Annotated in this window: 17 protein-coding genes, 1 tRNA gene and 2 pseudogenes; 16 read left to right on the forward strand and 4 right to left on the reverse strand. The window is 35.1% G+C overall.

Annotation, left to right across the window (positions count from 1 at the left end; all coding sequences use genetic code 11):
* Window positions 1–42: 42 nt before the first annotated feature.
* The 5 genes and pseudogenes from ACJ5H0_RS21555 (at window position 43) to ACJ5H0_RS21575 (ending at window position 3519) form a co-directional block, all read left to right on the forward strand.
* Window positions 43–690 (forward strand): O-methyltransferase, encoded by a 648-nt coding sequence (locus ACJ5H0_RS21555; protein WP_411251982.1) that lies wholly within the window; start codon window positions 43–45, stop codon window positions 688–690.
* A gap of 69 nt (window positions 691–759) precedes the next feature.
* Window positions 760–1476, forward strand: a complete 717-nt coding sequence (locus ACJ5H0_RS21560) for a C40 family peptidase (protein WP_411251983.1) — start codon at window positions 760–762, stop codon at window positions 1474–1476.
* Between the two features lie 10 nt (window positions 1477–1486).
* Window positions 1487–1954, forward strand: a complete 468-nt coding sequence (locus ACJ5H0_RS21565) for a DUF1648 domain-containing protein (RefSeq protein ID WP_411251984.1) — start codon at window positions 1487–1489, stop codon at window positions 1952–1954.
* Window positions 1935–2279 carry a cupin domain-containing protein gene (locus ACJ5H0_RS21570; RefSeq protein WP_411251985.1) on the forward strand — a complete coding sequence of 115 codons (345 nt, stop codon included), beginning with the start codon at window positions 1935–1937 and terminating at the stop codon, window positions 2277–2279. The genes ACJ5H0_RS21565 and ACJ5H0_RS21570 overlap by 20 nt, the downstream gene beginning before the upstream one ends.
* Before the next feature lie 3 nt (window positions 2280–2282).
* Window positions 2283–3519: pseudogene (locus ACJ5H0_RS21575) on the forward strand (3-deoxy-D-manno-octulosonic acid transferase).
* On the opposite strand, the gene ACJ5H0_RS21580 reads toward ACJ5H0_RS21575, so the two are convergent.
* Together ACJ5H0_RS21580 and ACJ5H0_RS21585 are read right to left on the reverse strand one after the other, a co-directional pair.
* The gene (locus tag ACJ5H0_RS21580) at window positions 3511–4137 is read right to left on the reverse strand and encodes a deoxyuridine 5'-triphosphate nucleotidohydrolase (protein ID WP_411251986.1); all 627 of its coding nucleotides are present in this window, start codon (window positions 4135–4137) and stop codon (window positions 3511–3513) included. The pseudogene ACJ5H0_RS21575 and the gene ACJ5H0_RS21580 overlap by 9 nt on opposite strands.
* Window positions 4137–4889: a glycosyltransferase family 2 protein gene (locus ACJ5H0_RS21585; RefSeq protein WP_345991736.1), complete on the reverse strand. Its 753-nt coding sequence runs from the start codon at window positions 4887–4889 to the stop codon at window positions 4137–4139. The genes ACJ5H0_RS21580 and ACJ5H0_RS21585 overlap by 1 nt, the downstream gene beginning before the upstream one ends.
* Window positions 4890–5035: 146 nt before the next feature.
* Here ACJ5H0_RS21585 and ACJ5H0_RS21590 point away from each other — a divergent pair, with 146 nt between their 5' ends.
* From ACJ5H0_RS21590 to ACJ5H0_RS21640, 11 genes and pseudogenes are all read left to right on the forward strand, one after another.
* Window positions 5036–5503, forward strand: a complete 468-nt coding sequence (locus ACJ5H0_RS21590; protein WP_273649692.1) for a lipocalin family protein — start codon at window positions 5036–5038, stop codon at window positions 5501–5503.
* A 174-nt stretch (window positions 5504–5677) separates the two neighbouring features.
* A pseudogene (leuS, locus tag ACJ5H0_RS21595) lies at window positions 5678–8492 on the forward strand (leucine--tRNA ligase).
* A 243-nt stretch (window positions 8493–8735) separates the two neighbouring features.
* Window positions 8736–9599 (forward strand): MotA/TolQ/ExbB proton channel family protein, encoded by an 864-nt coding sequence (locus tag ACJ5H0_RS21600; RefSeq protein ID WP_172280800.1) that lies wholly within the window; start codon window positions 8736–8738, stop codon window positions 9597–9599.
* 62 nt (window positions 9600–9661) lie between these two features.
* Entirely contained in the window at window positions 9662–10270 is a 609-nt protein-coding gene (locus tag ACJ5H0_RS21605) for an ExbD/TolR family protein (RefSeq protein ID WP_172280798.1), read from the forward strand.
* 12 nt (window positions 10271–10282) lie between these two features.
* Window positions 10283–10855: an ExbD/TolR family protein gene (locus ACJ5H0_RS21610; protein ID WP_172280796.1), complete on the forward strand. Its 573-nt coding sequence runs from the start codon at window positions 10283–10285 to the stop codon at window positions 10853–10855.
* Between the two features lie 23 nt (window positions 10856–10878).
* Window positions 10879–11721 (forward strand): energy transducer TonB, encoded by an 843-nt coding sequence (locus tag ACJ5H0_RS21615; RefSeq protein ID WP_172280794.1) that lies wholly within the window; start codon window positions 10879–10881, stop codon window positions 11719–11721.
* Window positions 11722–11796: 75 nt separating this feature from the next.
* Window positions 11797–11994, forward strand: a complete 198-nt coding sequence (locus ACJ5H0_RS21620; protein WP_373428030.1) for a DUF308 domain-containing protein — start codon at window positions 11797–11799, stop codon at window positions 11992–11994.
* A complete protein-coding gene (locus ACJ5H0_RS21625; RefSeq protein ID WP_411251987.1) occupies window positions 11984–12856 on the forward strand; it encodes a PstS family phosphate ABC transporter substrate-binding protein in 873 nt (290 codons plus the stop codon). The genes ACJ5H0_RS21620 and ACJ5H0_RS21625 overlap by 11 nt, the downstream gene beginning before the upstream one ends.
* Window positions 12857–12945: 89 nt before the next feature.
* Window positions 12946–14595 (forward strand): tetratricopeptide repeat protein, encoded by a 1650-nt coding sequence (locus tag ACJ5H0_RS21630; RefSeq protein WP_411251988.1) that lies wholly within the window; start codon window positions 12946–12948, stop codon window positions 14593–14595.
* 83 nt (window positions 14596–14678) lie between these two features.
* Window positions 14679–15398: a bacillithiol biosynthesis deacetylase BshB1 gene (gene bshB1 / locus ACJ5H0_RS21635; protein ID WP_411251989.1), complete on the forward strand. Its 720-nt coding sequence runs from the start codon at window positions 14679–14681 to the stop codon at window positions 15396–15398.
* Window positions 15399–15433: 35 nt separating this feature from the next.
* Window positions 15434–15509, forward strand: a tRNA-His gene (locus ACJ5H0_RS21640).
* A 376-nt stretch (window positions 15510–15885) separates the two neighbouring features.
* Here ACJ5H0_RS21640 and ACJ5H0_RS21645 read toward each other — a convergent pair.
* Together ACJ5H0_RS21645 and ACJ5H0_RS21650 are read right to left on the reverse strand one after the other, a co-directional pair.
* Complete coding sequence (locus ACJ5H0_RS21645) at window positions 15886–16221, reverse strand: DUF3276 family protein (protein ID WP_034679055.1); 336 nt, start codon at window positions 16219–16221, stop codon at window positions 15886–15888.
* Between the two features lie 100 nt (window positions 16222–16321).
* Window positions 16322–17983, reverse strand: coding sequence for an ABC transporter ATP-binding protein (locus tag ACJ5H0_RS21650; protein ID WP_172280786.1), 1662 nt, complete (start codon window positions 17981–17983; stop codon window positions 16322–16324).
* Window positions 17984–18036 lie beyond the last annotated feature (53 nt).

The raw sequence follows: 18036 nt of genomic DNA on the forward strand, positions 1-18036 counted from the left end.
TTTCTTTTATTTAATTAAATTTGAATAACAAAAATCGATAACATGAGTTTTTTTGAAGAAAAGAACCCGGAAATGGATAGGTATCTGGAGACCCACGCTTCTTCCGAACCTGAAATTCTGAAGAGATTAAGAAAAGAAACTTTCCAGAAAACAACACAGCCGCATATGATATCCGGTTATCAGCAGGGAAGGCTTTTAACGATTATTTCCCAGATGCTGCGGCCAGTAAATATTCTTGAAATAGGAACTTTTACGGGATATGCCACCCTTTGTTTAGCTGCGGGCTTATCCAAAGAAGGAAAAATTACAACATTGGATGTTAATGAAGACCTGGCTTACCTTCCAAGGAAGTATTTTTCTGAAAGTGCATTTTCGGAGCAGATCTATTTTAAACTTCAGGATGCAAAAGACTTCTTAAAAGAAACAAATGAGATTTTTGATCTTGTTTTTATCGATGCAGATAAGGATAATTATGCAGAATATTTCAGATTAATAAAACCCCATACCCAATCCGGATCAGTAGTATTGTTTGATAATGTTCTATGGTACGGTAAAGTATTGGAAGAAAACCCAAAACAAAGATCTACCCAGGTCATTAAAGAATTAAATGATTTGATTGCAAAAGATGAAGATTTTGAAAATCTTATTTTACCTTTGCGTGATGGGGTTAATTTCCTTCGAAGGAAGTAAATAGAGAGGTTTGAAATTTAAATTTTTTAATTTTCAAATCCTTAGTCATTTAATATATAAAGAAAGTTGATGAATAAAGGAATCTGTATTGTTACTGTAGCTCCTGTCCGGGCAGAAAACTCGGACAAAGCAGAGATTGTAACAGAAATATTGTTTGGTGAAAGTGCTGATATTTTGGAAGTGAATAAAAACTGGACCAAAATAAAAATGCATTATGATAGCTATGAAGGATGGATGGATACTAAACAGATAAAACCGGTATCAGACGAAGAACTTGAAAAGAGAAAAGTTACTCTGATTACGGAAGATTTCTCCTCTGTATTGATGAATGATGGTAAAACATTGCTTTCTATGGGATCAGAAGTTGAATTTCCGGCTGTGGCTTCAAGGAGAAGTCATGATATTCGGGAAAGCATTGCTTTAACGGCAAAAGAATTTCTTAATGTTCCTTACTTATGGGGAGGAAAAAGCTTTTTTGCGGTAGATTGTTCAGGCTTTACACAATTGGTGTATAAAGTTCACGACATCAAGCTTCCGAGAGATACCTATCAGCAGGCAGAGATGGGGGAGCCTTTAACCTTTGTTGAGGAAAGTCAGCCCGGAGACCTGGCATTCTTTGAAAATACCGAAGGGAAAATTATTCACGTTGGAATTATGTTAGAAAATCAGAAGATCATTCATGCCTCTGGTAAGGTAAGAATTGACACCCTTGATTCCTCCGGGATTTTCAATAAGGAATTGAACAGTCATACCCATAAATTAAGAGTGATTAAAAAAGTTTTGTAATAACCGAAGCATGTCTGGTAAACTATTACTTATTGTAAATATTCTCTTGCTTATTTCAATTTGGATTTTTACCGGATGGAAATATGCAGAATTACCGGAAATTATTCCTACTAATTTTATGGTTAACGGAAGAATTGACGGTTATGATCATAAAAGGACAATTTGGATTTTACCTTCTATTGCTACCTTCTTATCTTTTATTCTTTTTGCGGTTACCAGAGATTCCAACTCTCCCATGCTTACTATTCCGGATCACTTCCGAAATAAAAAATCTTTAGAGCTTTTTGCATACAGTATTCTGCTACCTCTGCTATTGTTGTTTGGGTATACTCTTTTAGAAACCGTTTGGATAGCTGAAAACAGAACAAATACTTTGGGTAATATGTTTTTCGTTTTTTTAGGCTTGATGATCCTTGTAATAGGGACAAACATATTTGTAATGTTTAAAAAAGGAAAATATGATAAAATCCAAAAATAATTCTGATCACTATATATGGGGAGAGCATTGTGATAGCTGGGTACTGAAGGATACCCAGGAGCTTTCTGTAAAGCAGGAAAAAATGCCTTCGGGAACCTCTGAAAAACTTCATTTTCATAATAGAGCTAGCCAATTCTTTTATATTCTTAAGGGAGAGGCTTCATTTGAAATTGAGCAGGAAAAGTTTTTTATAAAAGCGGGTGAAAGTATTTCTATTGAGCCAAAAGCGCAACATTATATTTTTAATGATACAGGAGAAGAACTTGAGTTTTTAGTGATCTCTTGTCCTTCAACAAATAATGACCGGGTTGAAATTGAAAAATAGATGATGTCTTTTATTTATAACATACTGATTAATATCCTCATTTTCGGAATGAAAGTATTTTCGTTGTTCAATGAGAAAACTAAAAAAGGAATTGAGGGACGAAAACATTCTTTATCGCTTGTAAAATCTTCATTTTCAAAAACGGATAAGGTAATCTGGATGCACGCAGCAAGTCTGGGGGAATATGAGCAGGGGCTTCCTGTTCTTGAAAGGCTGAAAGAAATTTTTCCACAACATAAAATTCTGATTACATTTTTTTCACCTTCAGGATATGAAAATGTTATCAGGAAAAAACATATCGCTGATGTTATTTGCTATCTTCCTTTTGATACAAAAAAATCTGTGAGCGAGTTTGTTGCACAGTTCACTCCTGAACTATTCTTTACGGTTAAATATGATTATTGGTATAATCTTTTAGCTGAACTAAAAAAAAAGGAATGCCAGAATTTATGTGATTTCTGCACTGTTCTATGAAAGGCAATCATTTTTTACATCTTACGGGAAATGGTTTGTTAAACAGCTTCAGTCAAACGTTGATTGGTTTTTTCATCAGACTGAATTTTCCTACGCTCTGGCTAAAAGTATAGGATTGGTAAAATCTTCTATAACAGGAGATACAAGATTTGACAGGGTTAAGCAACTTAGGAGCAGGGATCATCATGTGAAATTTATCAAAGACTTTACAGGAGATCAAAAAACCATTGTTTTCGGAAGTTCGTGGCATGCTGAAGAAAAAATTGCAGAGCTGGTTTCTGTAATGAATCAGGATGTGAAAATTATTATTGCTCCTCATGATTTAAAAAGAGTCCAGAACTTAAAGCAGATGTTTCCCAATGCCTTATTGTATAGTGAAATTTCTGATTCCGGATTTTCGGCTTTCAATCCTCAGCTGTTGATTATTGATAGCATCGGGCTGCTATCAAAATTATATTCTTATGCTGATATTGCCGTAGTGGGAGGTGGGTTTCATGATGCAGGTCTTCATAATATTCTTGAAGCGGCAGCTTTTGGTGTTCCTGTTGTTTTCGGAAACCACTACAGGAAAAATCCTGAAGCAGATGAACTGATTTCAGCAGATGGAGGCAAATCTTTTGAAACCGAATATTTGGCTGCGGATTTTATTCTTTTTTTAACCCATAATGAAGAGGTAATTGAAGATATGTCTCAAAGTGCCAGAAAATTTGTAGATGATAAACCCGATTCTTCGGAGCTTATTATTGAAAAGATGACATCATTTTAAGAATCCCTGGCTTTTGATCTCTTTAATGATTAAATCCAGATTTTCAGGAATACGGTCAGATTTAAGCCATCTCATATCAAAACTATTATTGATACAAAGTTTCTGTAGGTAGCGGTTATTTTGAATTTTATCTTCCAGTTCACTCAATTGCTCATCGAACTCAATCCAGTAATCTTCATCAAGCTTTTGTATAGTAAGAAGCGCCTTTATTGCTTTATTGATTATATAAATGTAAAGCTTATATACAGCATCGAACCTTTGATGGTTGAGCTGAGAATTTTGGTCTAAAATTCTGTTGATGAGAAACAGGTGAAGTGATACTTCACCAAATTTATCGGTAGTCACTTTTATGTGTTCAGTTATTTCAGCGCTTATTTTTCTAATAAGAACCAGGAAATATTTTGGATTAGTTATATATTTAGATGCGAAAAGAACTTTTTCTTCAATGATATCTTCCATCTGGGATCTTTTCTGATCCGTTGTTTCTGTATCAATTAACTCAAAATATAGTTTTTTAGAAAGGAGCTTATCTTTTTTAAGAAGTCTGAAGATCAAACGGTCTTTTTCTATAGAAGAGAAATTACTCAGTGCTGCTTTGAATTCTTTTGAATACTCCATTAATTAAAAATTTTAGAATATTTCATAAACCCGTTCAACGCCCAGTTGGCAGTATAATATAGAGACTTTAACGTAGAAAACTTCATGAAATCTTTGTACACAAGGTACTGATCTTTTACGATATGCTGTTTTTTTCTGGAAACACTCGTTGAATGCATCCTGTATTTTGCCATAGTTTTTGGTAGGGGTTTTCCCACAGGAATTTTCTTTAGTAAATTGAGCCACATAACATGATCTTCCCGTTTGCTGCCTTCCGGAAAGTATTCTTTGCCTACCCTCTGGGAATCATACATCGATGATAGGAGGGATAATCGACATGTTTTCAGTAAATTGTCAAAAGTTACTTCCTTGTCTGCTTTGAAATCTTCAATCTGAGGAATAAGCTGTTCATTGCATCTCGCATAATTGGAATAGGCAATTTCAGCATTTTCGCGCTTCATGAAGTTGATCATCTCTTCTAAAAAATCAGGCTCCCAGTAGTCATCGGCATCCAGAAAAGTAATAAATCTTCCGGTTGCTTTTTCAAGGGATAAATTTCGAGCATGTCCTGCACCTCCATTTTTTTCCGCAACAGATAACTTTATTCTTGGATCATTTACCTTACGGATTATATCCACAGAATTATCCAAAGACTTGTCATCAGTGATTAGCCACTCCCAGTCTGTAAAAGTTTGGCTCATTACAGAATGAATGGTCTCTTCCAGAAATCTGGAAGAATTATAGCATGGAGTGATTATGGAAACCTCGGGCATACGTGTTTTTATGCAAATATAAGGTTTTAAAATATCTGTTTTATTGAAGGAATTTTAAGAAAATGAAAATTATAATTGCAAAACCTAAAAAAAATGACAGAGTATTTAAAAAAAATCATAATTTTAGGCCTTGAAAAATTTGATACATGAAGAAATTAGCATTACTATTTGCAGGTTTATCATTATTAGTAGCAACCGGATGTAAGGACGACGATACTCAACAGGTATTTCCAATTAACGGACTTTGGCAACCTGTTAAAGAAGTGATTACCACTATTCCGGCAAACGGATCCGGGGTTTCAGATGAAATTACTTTTACCACTTGCCAGAAAGAATCAAGATGGTTGTTCAATGAAGGAAATACCGGAAAAAGAACCGATAAGGATGAAATAGGAACCCCTGCAATATGTAGTACTGTTTCAGACCGAAATTTTACCTATACCTATAGTACAAGTGATAAGAGGATTGAAATCAAGTATCAGGGTACAGTAGTTCCGGACAAAGGAAAAGTAACTACACTCACTGATACGACGCTGAATCTTACCATTGAAGATACTACAGATCCTAATCTATACAAGTCTACCACATATACACTAAAGAGAATTCCTCAGTAATATATATAAGGTTGAAAATAAAGAATACAGATCTCATCTTCGGATGAGATTTTTTTGTTTAAATCAAAGTATGCTAATTAATTAAAAATTAAAGTTCTATTTCTTTTAAAATCTTTATTTTTGTACCTCTTCAAATTTTTTGAAGATTAATTTTAAATAAAATCTATACATAAAGTGTTTTACGATCATCAGCAGATAGAAAAAAAAGTGGCAGAAATACTGGGAAGAAAAGCAGACATACAAAACTTCCGATACAACAGATAAACCCAAATTTTATGTTCTCGATATGTTTCCTTATCCATCAGGAGCAGGATTACACGTAGGACATCCTCTTGGATATATTGCATCTGATATTTATGCAAGGTATAAAAGACATCAGGGATTTAATGTGCTTCACCCGGTTGGTTATGACAGCTTTGGACTTCCTGCTGAACAGTATGCTATTCAAACAGGACAGCATCCTGCTATTACTACTGAACAAAACATTAACAGGTATGAAGAACAATTAAGAAAAATTGGTTTTTCATTTGACTGGAGCAGGGAAGTGAGAACTTCAGATGCTTCCTATTATAAGTGGACACAATGGATCTTTATCCAGTTGTTCCATTCGTGGTACAATAAAGATACCGATAAAGCAGAGCCTATAGAAACGCTGATTCAGCATTTTGAAGAAAAAGGGACACAAGGTTTAAATGCAAATCAAAATGACGAACTTGATTTCACGGCAGAAGAGTGGAAGAATGCTTCAGATATTGATAAGGAAGATATCTTATTAAATTATCGTCTGGCTTACAGAGCTGAAACGACGGTTAACTGGTGTCCTGCTCTTGGAACAGTATTAGCCAATGATGAAGTAAAAGATGGGAAGTCTGAAAGAGGAGGTTTTCCAGTATTTCAGAAAAAGATGATGCAATGGAGTATGAGGATTTCCGCATACTCTGAGAGATTACTTCAGGGATTAAATACAATAGACTGGCCACAACCTTTAAAAGATTCGCAGGAATACTGGATTGGAAAATCACAAGGAGCGCAGGTTCAATTCAATGTTGAGAATCACGACGAAAAGATCGAGGTTTTCACCACAAGACCTGATACTATTTTCGGAGCGACTTTTATGGTACTTGCGCCGGAAAACCCATTAGTTGATACCATTACTACGGCTGCTCAGAAGGCTGAAGTTGATGCTTACATAGAAGAGACTTCTAAGAAAACAGAGAGGGATAGAATGTCTGATGTAAAAAACGTGAGTGGTGCATTTACCGGAAGTTATGCAATCAATCCTTTCAGCAATGAGAAGATGCCGATTTATATCTCAGATTATGTATTGATGGGATATGGAACAGGAGCTGTTATGGCAGTACCTGCTCACGATGAACGTGATCACAGATTTGCAAAGAAGTTTAATCTTGAAATTAAAAAGGTTGTTGAGACCGATGAAGATGTTCAGGAAAAATCTTTTGACTCTAAGACCAGCGTTTGTGTTAATTCAGATTTCCTGAATGGATTATCTTACGATGAGGCTAAAGCAAAAATGATTGCCGAAGTTGAGAAGCGTAATATCGGTCATGGAACTACAAATTACAGACAGCGTGATGCTATTTTCTCAAGACAGCGTTATTGGGGTGAACCGGTTCCTATATATTATAAGGATGGAATGCCATATACTTTACCAATGTCTTCTTTGCCTTTGGAGCTTCCCGAAGTTGAAAAATATTTACCAACAGAAGACGGGGATCCTCCATTAGGAAACGCTAAGTTTTTTGCGTGGGATGAGACAAATCAAAAAGTTGTAGCTACAGAATTAATCAATGAGGTTAATGTATTTCCATTAGAGTTGTCCACCATGCCTGGTTGGGCTGGAAGCTCATGGTACTTCTTAAGATATATGGATCCTCATAATGAAGAAGTTTTTGCTAAAAAAGATATCACTGATTATTGGGGAGAGGTAGACCTATATATAGGAGGAAGTGAACATGCAACAGGTCACTTGCTGTATTCCCGTTTTTGGAATATGTTCCTAAAGGACAGAGGATACATCAGTCAGGATGAGCCTTTCCAAAAGTTGATCAATCAAGGGATGATTTTGGGAATGAGTGCATTTGTGTACAGGATAGAAGGAACAAATCAGTATGTTTCCAAATCATTGGCAACTCAATATAAAACACAGAAGATTCATGTGGATGTATCCTTATTAAAAGGAACATCTGATGAATTGGATACTGAAGCATTCAAACAATGGAGACCCGACTATGCTGATGCTGAATTTATTTTGGAAGACGGAAAGTATATTACAGATCGCGAGGTAGAGAAGATGTCCAAGTCTAAATATAATGTCGTAAATCCGGATGATATCTGTGCAGAATATGGAGCGGACGGATTAAGATTATATGAAATGTTCTTAGGACCATTGGAACAATCGAAACCATGGAATACCCAGGGACTAAGTGGAGTGTACGGATTCCTTAAAAAATTCTGGAACCTTTATTTTAACGGAGATGTATTTGAAGTTTCTGATGAAGAACCGACAAAAGCAGAATATAAAGTCCTGCATACTTTGATAAAGAAGGTAGTTTACGATATCGAAAACTTCTCTTTCAATACCTCTGTATCTTCATTTATGATCGCTGTAAATGAATTACAAAAAATAAAATGCAACAAACGCAATATTCTTGAGCCGTTAGCCGTTATCATTTCTCCTTATGCACCACATATTTGTGAAGAGCTTTGGAGTTTGTTAGGACATACCGATTCTATTGAATTTGAAAAATTCCCTGAATTAATAGAATCATATTTAGTAGAAGATGAAATTGAATATCCGGTGAGTGTAAATGGTAAAATGAGGTTCAAATTATCCCTATCTGCTCAATTATCACCCGCGCAAGTAGAAGATTTGGTGATTAATGACCCCAAAATGCAACAGATTTTGGAAGGAAAAACCCCGAAAAAAATCATTGTAGTCCCTCACAGAATTGTGAATATTGTAATTTAAAAAAAAAATTAACATTGGCAAATTAAAAAAAATGAAGGCTTAATTTTTTGAAATTTTTAAAGTATTTAAAAATACTGAGAAATATCATTAAAAAAAAAAGAGAATAATTGATTTATCGAAATCGTAATAATATTTCGTTATCAAAAAAATGCAAAATGTTTATTTGAGACTATTGTATTTTAATTAATTTTGCCTTTAATTTACAACTTGATAAAATTTTAAAACAATATAATTTAGTTAAATATGGAAATGAATGTTTCAAAAAATGATGAGCAAGTAATTGCTAGAAAGGCAGGAGGTTTAAACCCGGCTATTATTATTCCTATTTTATTCGTTATAGGAGTTTGTATTTATTTATTCGTGCTAGGGAGTCCTGGTAACTTCAAAGATGCAGATAAACTAGGTAGTGGATCTGTAGCTTTTTCAAGTGTTGAAGGAAAAGACATTCACCCAGAGTCGTTTTTAGGTATTATCTACAAAGGAGGGGTTATCGTACCAATCTTGATTACTTTCATGATCACTGTAATCGTTTTCTCTTTTGAAAGATATTTCGTACTTGGTAAAGCAGCTGGAAAAGGAAACTTGGATAGCTTCGTTGTTCAGGTAAGAAGCTTATTAAACCAAAACAAAATTGATGAGGCTTTAGAAGAGTGCGACAGACAACAAGGTTCTGTAGGTAATGTAGTAAAAGAAGGTCTTACGACTTACAAAGCTTTATCTCATGATACGACTTTAAACAAAGAGCAAAAAATGGTGGCTCTTAACAAAGCTATCGAAGAGGCTACAACTCTTGAAATGCCAATGTTGGAAAAGAACATGATGATTCTTTCTACTTTAGGTACAGTTGCAACATTAGTAGCACTTTTGGGAACCGTAATCGGGATGATCAAAGCATTCTTCGCATTAGGTTCAGGTGGTGGTACTCCAGATGCTGCTGCACTTTCTACAGGTATCTCTGAAGCATTGATCAACACGGCTTTAGGTATTGGTACTTCAGCTATCGCTATTATCCTTTATAACTTCTTTACATCTAAAATTGATGGATTAACTTATAAGATCGATGAGATCGCAATGAGTATCCAACAATCTTTCGCGGAATTCAACTAAGAATTTCCAGCAAGGAATTTGCATTAGCAATAAAAGAAGTTTAATTAAAAATAATAAAAATAATGGCGAGAGTCAAACCAAAAAGACATGGAGTAGTGACGGATATGACCGCGATGTGTGACGTTGCGTTCCTACTACTTACATTCTTTATATTGACCACTCAGTTTAAAAAACCTGACGTGGAGCAGATTAAACCGCCATCTTCAATATCAGAGAAGTTACTTCCTGATGCTAGTTTAATGACTATCAACGCTACTCCGGACGGGAAATTCTATTTCCAACCGGTAGAGAATGCATCAGAGAGATTACAGCTTTTAGATAAAATGGGTCAAAAATATGGTATTACTTTTGACAACAACGAAAAAGCTGCATTTCAAAAAGTACAAGCGATTGGGGTTCCAATGAACCAACTTAAAAGCTATCTTGATTTGCCAGATGACGAGCAGAAGAATTTTAAGAGTCCTACAGGGATTCCTATGGATAGTACAAATAAGCAGTTAGTAGACTGGGTACAACAAAGTTTGAGCGTAAATCCTGAATACAAATTAGCGATTAAAGGAGACGTTACTACTCAATACCCTAAAGTGAAAAGCTTATTTGAAGGTTTAAGAGATATTGATTTTCTTAAATTTTGGTTGATTACATCACAAGAAGGTAAACCTAACGAATAATATCGAGCAGAAATGGCAGAAGTACAAGTACAGGAAAAGGGCGCCAAGGGCGGCAAGGTACGTTCCAAGAAGCAGAGTACCAGAGTTGACATGACTCCGATGGTGGACTTGGGTTTTCTATTGATCACCTTCTTTATGTTCACAACCACGTTTAGTAAACCTAACGTAATGGATTTGGGTCTTCCGGCAAAACCGAAAGAAAAAGATAAAAAACCACCTCCAACTGAAATTAAACTTTCTAACTCAATTTCATTGTTATTGGGTAAAGACAATAAAATTTTCTGGCATCAGCAAGATAATACATCTTTAACTGATCAGAATCTGAATGAAACTACTTTCGATAGAGAAGGTGTTAGAAAGGTAATTGAGCAAGCAAAAGCAAATGCGGCAGATAAAAGTAAATTTACTGTAATTATCAAGCCGACAGATGATGCTGTATATAAAAACTTTGTTGATATTCTTGATGAAATGGCAATTACCAAAAGTGAACAATACGGGGTTACCGATTTGAAACCTTGGGAGGTAGCTATTTATAACAAGAAAGTTGGGAATAATGGAGCTGCGGCTGCACCAGCTACAAAGTAATTTAACCATAAAATTGTAAATCTATGGCAGATGAAAATGTATACAGTCAGAATCTTACTTTAGACGAGATTGTATTTGAAAATAGAAACAAAGAATATGGTGCCTATGATCTGAGACATCAGTATCCAAAGCTTCTGACGAGATCTTTTCTTATCGGAACGGCACTATTCCTGATTTTGGCTTTGTCTCCTTTTATTTATCTTACGATTAAAAGACTTACTGCACCAGAGAAGAAAGAAGTAAAAGCTGATTTGGTGGAAATTCTTCAGGAAGATAAAATTATTGAGCAGCCAAAAGAAGAAGAACCACCTCCACCACCTCCACCTCCAAAAGAAGAGAAAATCGAGGTAATTCAGAATGTGGTTCCAGAGCCTGTAAAAGCTCCGAAAATTGAAACTCCACCACCACCGATTTCTAAGCAATTAGAAACAACAACTGGTTTGCAAAATCAGGAGGGTGTTAAAGCTCCGGCTTACACACCTCCACCACCTCCACCATCAACGGGGACTAAAACTTCAACTGCTGAAGTTAAGCCTCAGGTAAGTGACACTCAGGTGTATACAGAGGTAGAGCAAACTGCAGAATTCCCAGGAGGTATTAATGCCTTTAGAAATAAAGTGTCTAGTAACTTTGACGGATCTGCAATGAATGGTGATGAAGGAACTGTAAAAGCTGAAGTAACTTTCGTTGTTGAAAGAGACGGTAGTATTACAGACGTTAAAGCGAGTGGAAAAAGCTCAGACTTTAATGCTGAAGCAGTAAGAACTATTAAGTCTATTAAGACTAAATGGGCTCCTGCTAAGATTAATGGACAATCTGTACGTTACCGTTTCAGATTACCATTAACAATGAATTTTGAAGGATAATTTTTATCTTTAAATAATAATTAAAAAAGAGAAGCATATGCTTCTCTTTTTATTTTTTTTTGGTATTTTTGTTATATGATGTTCAATTGGTTATCCCTGGTTACGGGATTGTTTTATATCGTTTTAGGAATTGTAGTTATTTTTTACAAATTCTTCTTTATTATTTTAGAGCCTACTGTAGCGTACCCTCTTGGAGGTGTTATGATTCTGTATGGAATCTTTAGAATTTACAGAGCGGTTTCAAGAATAAAAAATTCAGGAAATGAAGAATAATTTTAAAGTAATCATACTTTTTGTCTTATGTATAATTGCAGTAAGCTGTAAAAAAGAAGACAAATCCCCATCCTATTATAAGGGAGATCTTACAATCCTTACTGATGAATCCTTTAAAAGTGTTACGGAAGCTTTAGCCGACGGATACATGATTAATTATCCCGAAGCACACCTAAAGGTAGTTACAAGGAAGGAAGACCTGGGCTTTTTAGATCTTCTGAAAGGAAAGGCCAGAGTAGCGGTAATGTCCAGAGACTTAAGTCCTGAAGAGCTTAAAGCTTTTAAAGAGCAGGTGGGTTCTAAATTTTTGCCTGCCAGATTTGCTGCTGACGCAGTTGTTTTTATTGTTCCAAAAAATTCTACCAGGATCAGTATTTCAATGGATGAAATTCAAAACGGTCTTCTTTCTGATAAAAAGGGATTTGTTTTTGACGGGACTAATTCTAGTAACTTAAACTATGTGGCTCAGAAGCTTAAGAAGCAGCCTAAAGATCTCCAATTTTCTGTGATTCCAGGTAGTGAAAATATCATAGAACAGCTCAATAAATATCCCGATAAAATTGGTGTCATAGGTCTTAATACCTTTAGCCGCCCTTATGATAAAACTTCTGAAAAATTAAGGGATATGGTTAAAATATTGCCGGTTGAAAACAAAGGAAAATTATATACTCCGGATTCTGCAGGACTACGTGAAATGAAATATCCTTTTACTAGAGTTTTGTATTTTTTAACAAATGAAGGAAACTTTAACATTGCCAATGGTTTCATCAGATATTCATGTACCCAATTAGGGCAAATGATTGTGCAGAAGGAAGGTTTGCAACCCTACAATATTTACAAAAGAGAGGTGCAAATGCGTTAAAAAATATTAAATTGACTTTATCCCCCAAATAAATACACTATTTTGGTCTGAAAATTGTGTATAATATTACTCGATTTAGAAAATATAAAATGAAAGATATAATGATTATGAATGTAAAAAAGATTGCTTTTGGAGCAGCGGTGGTATTTTTTGCCAATTTTTCGTTTGCACAAACATTGCAAGATGGTATTAACAGTATCGACAGTGATAAATTTGCCCAGGCAAAGACTCAGTTCACCGATATGATTGCTAAAACTCCTACTGCTGAAAACTATTTCTATTTAGGAAATACTTTTCTAAGACAAGGTGAGCCGGATTTTGCTAAAGCAACTGAAAGCTTCAATAAAGGTCTTGCAGCAGATAGCAAAAGCTATTTAAACAAGATCGGATTGGCAGCTGTAAAGCTTGGAAAAGGTGATAAGGCAGCTGTTGCAGAAATACAGAAAATTGTTAGCGATTCAAGAGAAAAAGATGCTGAAGTATTGTTCAGAGCTGCAGAGGCTTTAACTTTATTTGAGAAAAATAACTCTCCTGATCTTGCCATTCAATTCCTTAATAAGGCAATTGAAAGGGCACAGAAAAAAGAAGTTCCTGCGAATTATTACTATACACTGGGAGACGCTTACAGATTGAAAAAAATCCCTGGTGATGCTATGACTGCTTATGATAAAGCGTTACCTCTGGCTAAAAATAAAGCTTCTGTTTATACCAGAATGGGTACTTTATGGATGGCTGCTCAGCAATGGAAATTAGCTAAAGAAAATATTGATAAAGCAATTGCTGTAGATGCTACATATGCACCTGCTTATAAAGCTTTGGCTGCCTATGATATTAAATATCAGCAAAATGATAAAGCGACTCAGGACTTGATCAATTATACTAAATATGCGGATGAAGATCCATATACACAATTAGAAATCGCTAAGCTTTATTTTACAAACGAAGATTATAACAATTCAAGAACTGTTTTAGATAAGATCTTTGATAAAATTGATGATCCTATTAAGTTCAAATTGAGAGCTTATCAATTATATTCTGAAGGTAAATATGCAGATGCTAAGCAAAACATGGATACTTTCGTTTCTCAGGCGGATAAATCAAGAGTACAACCTGCTGACCAGGGATTACAAGGTTTAATTGCCGCTGGATTGGCTAAGGATGAAAAAGATGCAGCAAAGAAAACTGCTTTAACAACTGAAGCTCAGCAGAAAATAGCTATCGCAAAAGCTGCAAAAGATGAAACAATGAAATGGGATATGGAATTAGCTAAGATTGCCGGAGGAGGAGCTTCTCAGGGATCAGCTGATGCGGGACCTACAAACCCTACCATTGAAGGATTAAAGCAAAAAGTAGCAGCTAATGCACAGGATACAGATTCATTATTCAAATTAGCGACTGCTTACCAGGATGTTAAAAACTGGAACGGAGCTATATTAACATGGCAGAAAATGAGTACACTTCTTCCTGATTGGGCTCCTGCTTATTACAGTTTAGGTTATTCTTACCAACAAGCTGGGAATAATGATGCTGCGAAAATAGCGTATGAAAAATTCATCACTACTGTAAAGCCAGCAGATGTAGAGGCTAATAAACAAACTTTAGCTTATGCTTACTTTGCCGTAGCTTATATGAGCAAAGATTCTGATCTTGCTAAAGCTAAAGATTATGTTGCTAAGTCTGTTCAGTTGGATCCGACTTATCAGGATGCTGTTAAACTTAACGGTGAGATCAATAAGTAATTTAAAATTTAAATTATATATATTAAAACTTCCCATTCATAATGTTTGGGAAGTTTTTATTTTAAGCCTTATCTTTGAAAAATATGAAAACAGACATACTTGCTTTTGGAGCGCATCCTGATGACGTAGAACTGGGTTGTGGAGGTACCATTGCCAAATTGATATCAGAAGGAAAAAAATGTGTTATTGTAGATCTTACAAAAGGTGAACTGGGAACAAGAGGAACAGACGAAACCAGAAAAACGGAGGCTGCTGAATCTGCAAAAATTCTTGGGGTTTCCGCAAGGGAAAATTTAGGTATGAAAGACGGGTTTCTTGTTAATTCAGAAGAGTACCAGATGAAGATTGTAAAAATGATCCGCAAATACCGCCCGGAAATCGTCTTAGCCAATGCGATTGATGATAGACATCCGGATCATGCAAAAGGAGCGAAATTAGTTTCCGATGCGTGCTTTTTAGCTGGTCTTAGAAAGATTGAAACTGTAGAGGGAGGAGAAAGCCAGGACGTATGGAGACCTAAACACATTTTTCATTATATCCAATGGAAACATATTCAACCTGAATTTGTAATTGATATTTCAGAATATCTGGATAAGAAAATTGAAGCATGCCTTGCATTTAAAACTCAGTTTTATGATCCGAATTCTACCGAACCAGTAACTCCGATTGCTACAAAAGACTTTCTGGAAAGCTTAACATACAGAGCTCAGGATTTAGGGCGTCTATCGGGAGTTGCTTACGCTGAGGGATTTACGACAGAGAAGTTAATTGCTTTGAAAAATTTTGAAGGAATTGTTTTGTAATTAAAAAATCTTTCTTATATTTGCAACCACAAAACGGTGATTGTAGCTCAGTTGGTTAGAGCGTCGGATTGTGGTTCCGAAGGTCGTGGGTTCGAGACCCATCATTCACCCAAAGAAAGTACACTTTTAAAGTGTACTTTTTTATTTTATACCTTTCTGATGTTTCATTTTTTTATCCAAAAAAATATCAAAAACTTTTAATTTTATTTTAGGATCAGGATAGATTTTTATTTTGATGCTGTTTTAAGGGGAATACTTGATTGAAATAGAATGTGAAGTGATAAATAATAAGAGAATATTCTAGAGAGATTTTTATAGCATATTTCTAGCATAATTACTGTTAATGAGTGGTACATCATAGGTATTTAGATTTAAAAGTACTCTTTTGCATCTTTTAAATCCATTGTTCTTAGAATAATCCTGTAAAAAAATAGACATAAAAAAAGCACCTTTTTTCAGATGCTTGTGTTTTTAGATATTCTTTTTTTTATACTTCGTCGTCAGAATCTATAGTATAAGATTTGCTTTTGAAGTCTTTGTCATGTTTTTCTGAAATTACATCCTCACCCTTTTCATTAATGATGAAATCTGTTGACTCATTGAACATTTCCTGGAAACTCTTAAAATCTTCTTTGTAAAGGTAAATTTTGTGTTTTTCAAATGTAGCCTCTCCATTTTCACCGAAGTTCTTTTTACTTTCGGTAATCGTAAGATAATAATCCCCCGCTTTCGTCTCACGCACATCAAAGAAATATGTTCTTCTTCCTGCTTTTAACACCTTCGTGAAAATTTCATTTTCATGGCGTTCCTTGTATTCACTCATTGTTAGATATTTTTTAATCTTGTTAAGAACAAATATAAAAGATTTCTTTTAATCACAAAATTTTTTTTTATGATTTATTTAACAATTTTGAATGAATCGGCTAAGCAGTTACAGAATTGGTAATTTCAGTAAGATTAAGGATTTTGTCAGCTCTTTGTGCGCTAGACTCTCTGTGTGTGATAATTATGGAGGTTGCATTGTGGATTTTTGACTCAATATTTTGCAGTATATTTTGTTCGGTTTCGGTATCTAATGCAGATAAAGAATCATCAAAAATAATGATATTTGGATCCTTAATCAGGGCTCTGGCGATACAAATTCTTTGCTTTTGTCCTCCCGAAAGCATCACTCCACGCTCTCCAACCGTCGTTTTATACTGTTCTTTAAATCCTATGATGTTTTTATGAACGTCTGCGATTTTAGCATATTCTACTACTTTCTCATGGGACGGATGGTCGATCGCAAATCCAATATTATTTTCTATAGTATCCGAGAATAAATAGCTCTCCTGAGGAATATAGCCAATAAAATCCCTGTACACTTCGAGATTGTGGTCCTTAAGATTTTTCCCGTCAATCAGAATTTCACCTTCAGTAGGGTCTATCAAACGGCATAGCAATAAGGCGATCGTAGATTTTCCGCTTCCTGTTTTCCCCATAATCGCCAATGATTGTCCCGCATTAATCGTAAAGCTTAAATTTTCTAAAGCTTTGATTCCTGTGTTAGGGTACACATATGAAACATTTCTAAATTCAATATCTCCCTTGATTTTATACTGATCAGAATTTTTGTTAATGATTTCAGATTTTTTATCCAGAAACTCATTGATTCTCTGCATGGAGGCTTCTGCTCGCTGATTGACTGATGTTACCCATCCTACCATTGAAAAAGGAAATATAAGGGTATTGATGTACATGAAAAAGTCGGCTATTTTACCGATACTTAGCTGTCCTGCAATATATTTTTGTCCACCGATGACGATGATGGCTACGTTAAGCAATCCAATTACAAATAAAATAATAGTAAAAAAATAAGCTTCTGTCTTTGCGAGGTCTAATGCCTTATCCTGGTAATCGGTTACCTTTGCCCCGTAATTCTTTTTGATATAATTTTCCCTGGCAAAGAATTTTACAACTCTTATTCCCGAAAAACTGTCCTGTACAAAAGTTGAAATACCGGACTGGCTTTTCTGCATTATCTTTGACTTCTTGTTAATAATTGAACTTACTTTAAAAATAAGGTATGACAAAATCGGAAGTGGTAGTAATGTCCATAAAGTCATGGATACGTCCGTTTTTATCATATAGATGCTGGTAATAAGAAGTAACACCAGTAAATTTACGACATACATGACTCCCGGTCCAAGGTACATTCTTACCGCTACAATATCTTCGCTCAATCGGTTCATGAGGTCACCGATAGTCGTCTGCTTATAATCTGTAAGTGAAAGCTCCTGATAGTGTCTGTAGATTTTATTTTTAAGCTCATATTCAATTCTCCTTGACGCTACAATAATGGTCTGTCTCATCATGAAAGTAAAGAATCCCGTCAATAACGAACAACCAACAATAATGGCAACGTAAATCAATACCTGCCTGTTGAATCCCATTTGTCCGTTTTTGGTAAGTTCATCAACCGATTTTCCTACAAACTGAACTTTATATGTATTAAAAAAATTACTGGCAATGATAAATAACAGCCCCCAAAACAACAATATCTTGTGTTTCCAAAAGTAGGGGTTCAGGGTTTTTAAAGCTTTCATATAGTTTTACAAAATTACAAAAATACCTTCACACTACGAATTCGATAAATTTT

The sequence above is a fragment of the Chryseobacterium proteolyticum genome (genome assembly GCF_046591535.1).
GTDB classification, from domain to species: domain Bacteria; phylum Bacteroidota; class Bacteroidia; order Flavobacteriales; family Weeksellaceae; genus Chryseobacterium; species Chryseobacterium proteolyticum.

Excerpts from the sequence above, each read along its gene's own strand:
- ACJ5H0_RS21615 (WP_172280794.1), top strand. The coding sequence starts at position 10,879 with ATGGCAGATGAAAATGTATACAGTCAGAATCTTACTTTAGACGAGATT.
- ACJ5H0_RS21570 (WP_411251985.1), top strand. The coding sequence starts at position 1,935 with ATGATAAAATCCAAAAATAATTCTGATCACTATATATGGGGAGAGCAT.
- ACJ5H0_RS21605 (WP_172280798.1), top strand. The coding sequence starts at position 9,662 with ATGGCGAGAGTCAAACCAAAAAGACATGGAGTAGTGACGGATATGACC.
- ACJ5H0_RS21590 (WP_273649692.1), top strand. The coding sequence starts at position 5,036 with ATGAAGAAATTAGCATTACTATTTGCAGGTTTATCATTATTAGTAGCA.
- ACJ5H0_RS21585 (WP_345991736.1), bottom strand. The coding sequence starts at position 4,889 with ATGCCCGAGGTTTCCATAATCACTCCATGCTATAATTCTTCCAGATTT.
- ACJ5H0_RS21565 (WP_411251984.1), top strand. The coding sequence starts at position 1,487 with ATGTCTGGTAAACTATTACTTATTGTAAATATTCTCTTGCTTATTTCA.
- ACJ5H0_RS21630 (WP_411251988.1), top strand. The coding sequence starts at position 12,946 with ATGAAAGATATAATGATTATGAATGTAAAAAAGATTGCTTTTGGAGCA.
- ACJ5H0_RS21650 (WP_172280786.1), bottom strand. The coding sequence starts at position 17,983 with ATGAAAGCTTTAAAAACCCTGAACCCCTACTTTTGGAAACACAAGATA.
- ACJ5H0_RS21610 (WP_172280796.1), top strand. The coding sequence starts at position 10,283 with ATGGCAGAAGTACAAGTACAGGAAAAGGGCGCCAAGGGCGGCAAGGTA.
- ACJ5H0_RS21625 (WP_411251987.1), top strand. The coding sequence starts at position 11,984 with ATGAAGAATAATTTTAAAGTAATCATACTTTTTGTCTTATGTATAATT.
- ACJ5H0_RS21560 (WP_411251983.1), top strand. The coding sequence starts at position 760 with ATGAATAAAGGAATCTGTATTGTTACTGTAGCTCCTGTCCGGGCAGAA.
- ACJ5H0_RS21580 (WP_411251986.1), bottom strand. The coding sequence starts at position 4,137 with ATGGAGTATTCAAAAGAATTCAAAGCAGCACTGAGTAATTTCTCTTCT.
- ACJ5H0_RS21555 (WP_411251982.1), top strand. The coding sequence starts at position 43 with ATGAGTTTTTTTGAAGAAAAGAACCCGGAAATGGATAGGTATCTGGAG.
- ACJ5H0_RS21600 (WP_172280800.1), top strand. The coding sequence starts at position 8,736 with ATGGAAATGAATGTTTCAAAAAATGATGAGCAAGTAATTGCTAGAAAG.
- bshB1 (WP_411251989.1), top strand. The coding sequence starts at position 14,679 with ATGAAAACAGACATACTTGCTTTTGGAGCGCATCCTGATGACGTAGAA.
- ACJ5H0_RS21620 (WP_373428030.1), top strand. The coding sequence starts at position 11,797 with ATGATGTTCAATTGGTTATCCCTGGTTACGGGATTGTTTTATATCGTT.
- ACJ5H0_RS21645 (WP_034679055.1), bottom strand. The coding sequence starts at position 16,221 with ATGAGTGAATACAAGGAACGCCATGAAAATGAAATTTTCACGAAGGTG.